Genomic DNA, 5,820 nt, shown 5'->3' with positions numbered 1-5,820 from the left:
TTCTGGACAACAGTCCTGACTTGGTCTCCACTTCACAATTTTTGCCGTCTGCAGGTCAACCTCGAGAACCGTTCCGGGTTCTGGTTGTTGAGCCCCATCCCACGCTGAGAACTGTTCTGGTTCAGCGTCTGCGTCAAGACGGGCACCTGACTGCAGCGGTTGCCTCCCCTGCAGAAGCTCAAGAGCTTTGTCAGGACCAATCTCCTGATCTGTTGGTTTGTGCTGAGCTCCTTGAGCAAAGTTCAGCTTTGCGCTTGGCACAGCAATTGCGCTCGCCAGTCATTGTCTTAACCGCACGCACAGGCGCTGAACCGGTCGTAGGACTACTCGACGATGGTGCTGACGACGTGCTCCGTAAGCCCTTTGGGCTCGAGGAGTTAGCTGCACGCTGCCGCACATTGCTGAAACGAGGCCACAGCGGTCTTCAGGAGCGCGTCAGTGTTGGCCCCCTAGAAGTTCACCTCCTACTTCGACAGGTCACCCTGCGAGAGAAGCCTGTTGAGCTCAGCCCACGGGAATTCGCCTTGCTCTGTGCTCTGTTGATGCCACCCGGAATGGTGCGAAGTCGACAGGAATTGCTGCGTATGGCATGGCCTCCCTTCAGTGGAGGACCACGATCCGTTGACACCCAGGTACTCACACTGAGGCGCAAACTGGAACAAGCAGGATTGGGAGATGGGGGCGGCATCACAACCGTTCGCCAACAGGGCTACCGATTCAGCCTTGAAAACATCAGGGACTAAGAGTGGGTCGTGTGATGGCTTGTGCAATAGCTCGATCGGTGCAATTGGTTAGGGAAATCACCCAATCAATTGCCCCATCGAGATGTATCGGTGACTTCTGACGAAACAGCATCCGCCGACGTTGTCCTCTCTCATGATCTTGGCTGAGCTGAGTTTTGGGTATGGGCCTCTGAGAAGCTCAGAAAGTTAGAGCATGGCGTCACAGGCCGTGTGGCCGAGCCAATAGCCCAGAAGGCCCTTTGCGCTTTGCCACCCTGGACAGCTGCTTTTCAAGGCTCTCTGCCTAAAACAGAATGGGCGAGAGAGCTGATTCGCTCTAAGCCAGCAGCGATAGTGGAATAACCAAAGCTATTGGTAGCAAAAGTTACTGCTAAGACGATAACGATTCAGCTCACTAGAACTGGGCTCCCTTGTCAAAACCATGACTAGTTTTGTGATCGCGGGAAGCCTCGTTATCTTAAACGTGGCACTGATCTCCACAATCTGCTATCAGTGCCGCTAATCTAAATTAAACAGCAAGAAGTCATTTAGCTGCACAACAGAAGCCCAAAAAGAACTCTTTTTCATTCTTACTCTTTAATTCAAACAATGAATAAATCCCTCTAGAGCTACCAGATCATGAAGGAATAATGATCAAACCTTGATGAATAGCAATAGCTATGAAACCTTCACCAACAAGCATCAAACCAGCTAATGCAGCCAAAAGCTGATAAGTCCAAGGAGGGGTCAACCTACCAATTCCTGTCGTTCGCAATGAGCTCTTAGATTCAATCAGATCGAGAAAACGATCAAAGTGTTCTAAACGCTGGGGAAGCAGACGGTGATTCTGATCATGGGTTGTGATGTAAAACACCTTCCCGCCTTGACTCGTACCCACAGGAACGAGGGCTTTCATCTCGGCCCATTCCAGGCTCCATCCTCGACGCAGCAGCCAGCTGCTCCAAAGCGGGTGTCCAACAGTGATTCCAGTATCTGTGACGGTGACTTGTTCACTGAGCATCGCCAACACAACAAACAATCCCAATGGAACAGCAGCAAACAGCCACAACCTCAGAGATTCGGGTGCCAGGGCTGGCAATGGCAAAACCAAAGCCAAGTAGACGCTGATCAACGTCCCACGAATCAACGGGGAGAGCTGAAAACAATGGCGGCATTCGTTCATCGATCCTCCGCAGAACCCGGCAAGGGCTTGATCACGTCATTGGATCCGTAATACCCAACCAATACGCTTGCCTCACGACCTTTCCTGAATTCACCCAATCGCATGAACGGTTAAGAGAGCCTAGGTATACCAATGCATCTTAAAGGACGCATTAAAGGAATTCATCTCCATCCAGGAATCGATGTGATTTAGCAGTTATACGCAAGAGCACGAAGCCTGGACTTCATAAGGGGGCAAGTAGATCAAAAAGCAGACGATCTAGCCTGATCAGTGCTCTGATAGGGGATAGAAAAGCGTAGCCAGTCTCCAAACACTGGAGGGAGCGCTTCATGCTCATTTTCGCAGATGACTAATCCATCCCATTCCATAAAAGTGATCAAACAATTATCAGAGTTGGAGCACTAATCAGCTCTATGGGGGATCCTTGCCGCCAATCCAGAGTATCAAAAAACATAGAGAGCAGATATCCGACCTCGAACAGCTCTTTTTGAGGGTGAGAACATCAACACTAAATATTACTAAGCCATTAACTATTGACATCAACGCTTCAACCCGAGCTAAGGGCGAGTGCTGCACAGTAGAGCCTTACCACTCTTAATACCGTGGAGAGACGTCCGTGGAAAATTGAGAAACAACTAAAGGAAGAATAATAACCACTGAAACCTTTACACCCGAGCCGCTAATGAGTTCTTCATTAGAAGCTCAGGAAATGCGCAGAAAGAAGACAGAGGATGTGGGCTCTTACTTTGGTGATCGCATTAAACGCACAGAAGGCAAGACAGCTCTCCGGGAAGCCCCTAAACCTCCCACAAAACCACTTGGGCTTAAGCCTGCGCGTACGCAGATAAATGTTGCACAATTAGGAACCATCAATGAACAATTCAAGTAGATCTCCTTCGCCTAGTCGATTCCAGAGCATCACGTCGGGGGCTCAAAAAAAGAAGATCCTTGATGGCAAATGTCTCTATTCACATCAAGATCTCTCCACCTACCAGAACGATCTAGACACCCTTCTTAAGACTCCTGGCGAGAAGACAGCCCATGAACAACATCAAGAACAAGCCTCTGCAGAGGCTCTCATGCAACTTAAGCAGAAGATTAGACAGACTAGCCAAGAGAGAAGAGATCGCCTTTACCTCAAACAGCAATTACACCACAATGGTTACTACCTACGCCTTCTGAGGCTGAAGCAGAACAACCTGGAGAAACAATCCAAATGGGATAAATTTGTGACGAATGTGATTAAAGTTCGCATCAGACAATCCCACTCTTGGATAGATCGCAAGCACTCTAAGTGGATGGCCAATGTTATCTCCAACAGCAACCCCTTTGAACTTGCCAAGGATTGGCCCGAGGGTAGCCGCTGCGCGATAGATCCCCTTATGTCACCTTATTGGGTGATGCTTAAACCACCACTAACCACTGCAAATATGGAGGCAGAGGCAAGCCTGAGGAAGCACCTCAGGAACTATGAGAATGCTTTAGAGGCTGCTTATTACAACACCTTAGGTATCGCTAAACCCAAACCTTCAATGACTACTCACAACACTAGGAAAATCAGAACAACTACAACCACAGACTCAGTCCACACGGCTTCCCCTCTCCTCTCGAGATCGTGAGCCAATTCAGCGGCACTGGGAGGGATGGACTCCATGATGGGCGTTACCAGAGTGGCCCAGCCTTAGGCAAAGACAACAATCCAAAGCATGATCTACCTATGCCATGTGGTGTGGAGTGTGGGATTTAATGGAGCCTCGAAAAAGTTGTCAATCACCGTCACAGCTAAATCATTGGCAATTTGAGGAGAATGGTTCCTTGCCCACACGAATCAATCACAGGAGTTAAAAAGAACCAACACAGCCTCGGATGCTGCTGCTAACCGATCAATCTGGAAGAGACCAAGGGTTCAGGCCAAGGTCCGCCCCAATTCTGTGGCTGCAGGCGTAACCACTAAAGGCAACTGCATTGAGCCCCTGACCGGGGAAGCAGGAATCACCAACGCAGTACAGGTTTTTCAAACCGGTGCGGTTAAACGGCATCGGCAACAACCCAGGAAGTTGATTCGCCGGAATCGGCCCATAGCTACCACCCATACGGCCAAGGAAGCGCCGATGCGTGCGGGGTGTCCCGACTTCCTTGAACTCAATGGAACTCTTTAATCCAGGAAGGAGTGCCTCTAACCGCTCAATTAAGCGATCGGCATCTTTCTGTTTCTTCTCGGCATAAGCCGAGGGGGAGAGGCCTTTCCAGTAGCGCATATCACTCTGCGTAAAGGTGTGCAGGATGTGACGTCCAGTTGGAGCCAGAGAAGGATCGAGCAGAGATGGCATCGATACGAACACCACCCCTTGCTCTGCTTCCATCTCGGCCCAGTCCTCAAGCAACAAGTGATGACAATGAAAACCCTCAGGAACCACAGATGCATCAACGCCGAGGTGGAGGGACAGGAATGATGATGCGGGCTGGTAACGCTTGCGCCATGTCGTTTCAGAGGCTGGTGTGTGATCAGGGCCAACCAGAGTTGACTGTGGTGACTCTTTCCCGGCGAAGGTATCCCAGCGGGTGGCGTTACTCACAATCCGCTTAGCTCTTAGCTCCTCGCCATCGGCAAGCCGAACGCCAACAGCCTGACCTTGTTCAATCAAAACGTTGGTTACGCGATGCTTGTAGCGAATTTCGCCACCATTGGCTTCCAGACCAGCCACGAGTTTTTCGGCGATCACACCTACGCCACCTTTCGGATAGTTGATGCCACCGGCATGCCGATCGGAAAACACCATGCCTGCATTGATCATGGGTGTGCGATCTGCTGGCATCACAGACCAGCAAAAGCATTCCATGTCGATCAGACGTAAAAGATCCTCATCCTTGATGTGCTTTTTGGCCACATCTCCAACATTGAAAGGCAGCCACCGAGCCAGACCAAGGCAAGCAAGTGGCGCCTTAAAAAATACTTTTGCGAGATAAGCCGGATCCTCCAAAGAAAGCAAAGGCATCGCATCTAAACAACGAAACACCTGCCAACAGGTCTCATAAAAAGCGCTAATGCCCTTGGCTTCATGGGGAAAGCGGGCACTCATTCGCGTGATGAAGTCGTCGTAGTTCCTGTCCACAGCCATCGTGAGGCCGTCTGGAAGGTGATATTCAAGCTGCACAGCATCAGGAACCGTCGCGCAGTGTTGGCCCACGTCGGCCAGGGCTCTGGTGAGCAGGTTGGTGTGCCCCTTCTCTCCAAAGCCAAAAATCATCGAAGCACCAACATCGAAGGTGTATCCCTCTCTGCGAAAGCTGCCTCCAGAACCACCAGGAATCAGATAGCGCTCGAGAACCAGGGTCTTCGCTCCCTTCGCGGCCAGTTGTGATGCTGTGACCAGGCCACCAATCCCAGATCCGATGACAATTACATCCCAGTCAGGCATCGGAGCGACGATTCATCCTTCGATCCAGACCCTAGGAGGCTCCGGTCGTGGAAAAGGGAGGGGTGGCGGTCAAAATCACTTCTGATCGCACCGGCATGGCTAAGAGCTCCCCACAGCGCTCCTCAATTCGTTCTCGGATCAGATCTATGGCAGCCCCATCCATCGGTTGATTGGGATTGAGATACACCACCACAAAAGACGTGCGGCCCACCTGCATCACGGTGAGATCCAACAGCCAACATGACAACCCGGCCAGCAAGTCTTCCAGAGCAAGTCGAGTGCTGCGGACGATCTCGGTTTCTGCAGATGCACCTGCTGCCTGTCCAAGCGAATTCAAAAAGGTCTGCACAGGATCTTTCAGGATGACCATGCTCACCACCAACACCAAGATTGAATCGGCGATCGGACTTAAAGACGCCAAAGGCGTCCCCTGTAGCAGCGGCGCGCCGAGCAAAGCAATGCCCGTAAGCCCACTGATCAAGGCATCAATACTCGC

5 protein-coding genes are annotated in these 5,820 nt (G+C 51.0%); 2 read left to right on the top strand and 3 right to left on the bottom strand.

Annotated features, from left to right (window positions below; all coding sequences use genetic code 11):
* The first annotated feature begins 41 nt into the window (after positions 1-41).
* Complete coding sequence (locus NCN04_RS06860; protein ID WP_250395599.1) at positions 42-743, top strand: response regulator transcription factor; 702 nt, start codon at positions 42-44, stop codon at positions 741-743.
* A gap of 616 nt (positions 744-1,359) precedes the next feature.
* Here NCN04_RS06860 and NCN04_RS06855 read toward each other — a convergent pair.
* A complete protein-coding gene (locus tag NCN04_RS06855; RefSeq protein WP_250395598.1) occupies positions 1,360-1,905 on the bottom strand; it encodes a hypothetical protein in 546 nt (181 codons plus the stop codon).
* 872 nt (positions 1,906-2,777) lie between these two features.
* Here NCN04_RS06855 and NCN04_RS06850 point away from each other — a divergent pair.
* Positions 2,778-3,524 carry a hypothetical protein gene (locus NCN04_RS06850; protein ID WP_250395597.1) on the top strand — a complete coding sequence of 249 codons (747 nt, stop codon included), beginning with the start codon at positions 2,778-2,780 and terminating at the stop codon, positions 3,522-3,524.
* A 264-nt stretch (positions 3,525-3,788) separates the two neighbouring features.
* On the opposite strand, the gene crtH is transcribed toward NCN04_RS06850, so the two are convergent.
* Together crtH and NCN04_RS06840 are read right to left on the bottom strand one after the other, a co-directional pair.
* A complete protein-coding gene (crtH, locus tag NCN04_RS06845) occupies positions 3,789-5,324 on the bottom strand; it encodes a carotenoid isomerase (RefSeq protein ID WP_250395596.1) in 1,536 nt (511 codons plus the stop codon).
* Between the two features lie 31 nt (positions 5,325-5,355).
* Positions 5,356-5,820: cation diffusion facilitator family transporter (locus NCN04_RS06840; protein WP_502988764.1), on the bottom strand; the 465-nt coding region annotated here is incomplete at its 5' end.

Source organism: Synechococcus sp. MU1655 (assembly GCF_023630655.1).
In the GTDB taxonomy this organism is placed as follows: Bacteria; Cyanobacteriota; Cyanobacteriia; order PCC-6307; family Cyanobiaceae; genus Synechococcus_C.
Note: the sequence above shows the minus strand (reverse complement) of the source record. Positions and strands in the feature narration are given on the sequence as shown.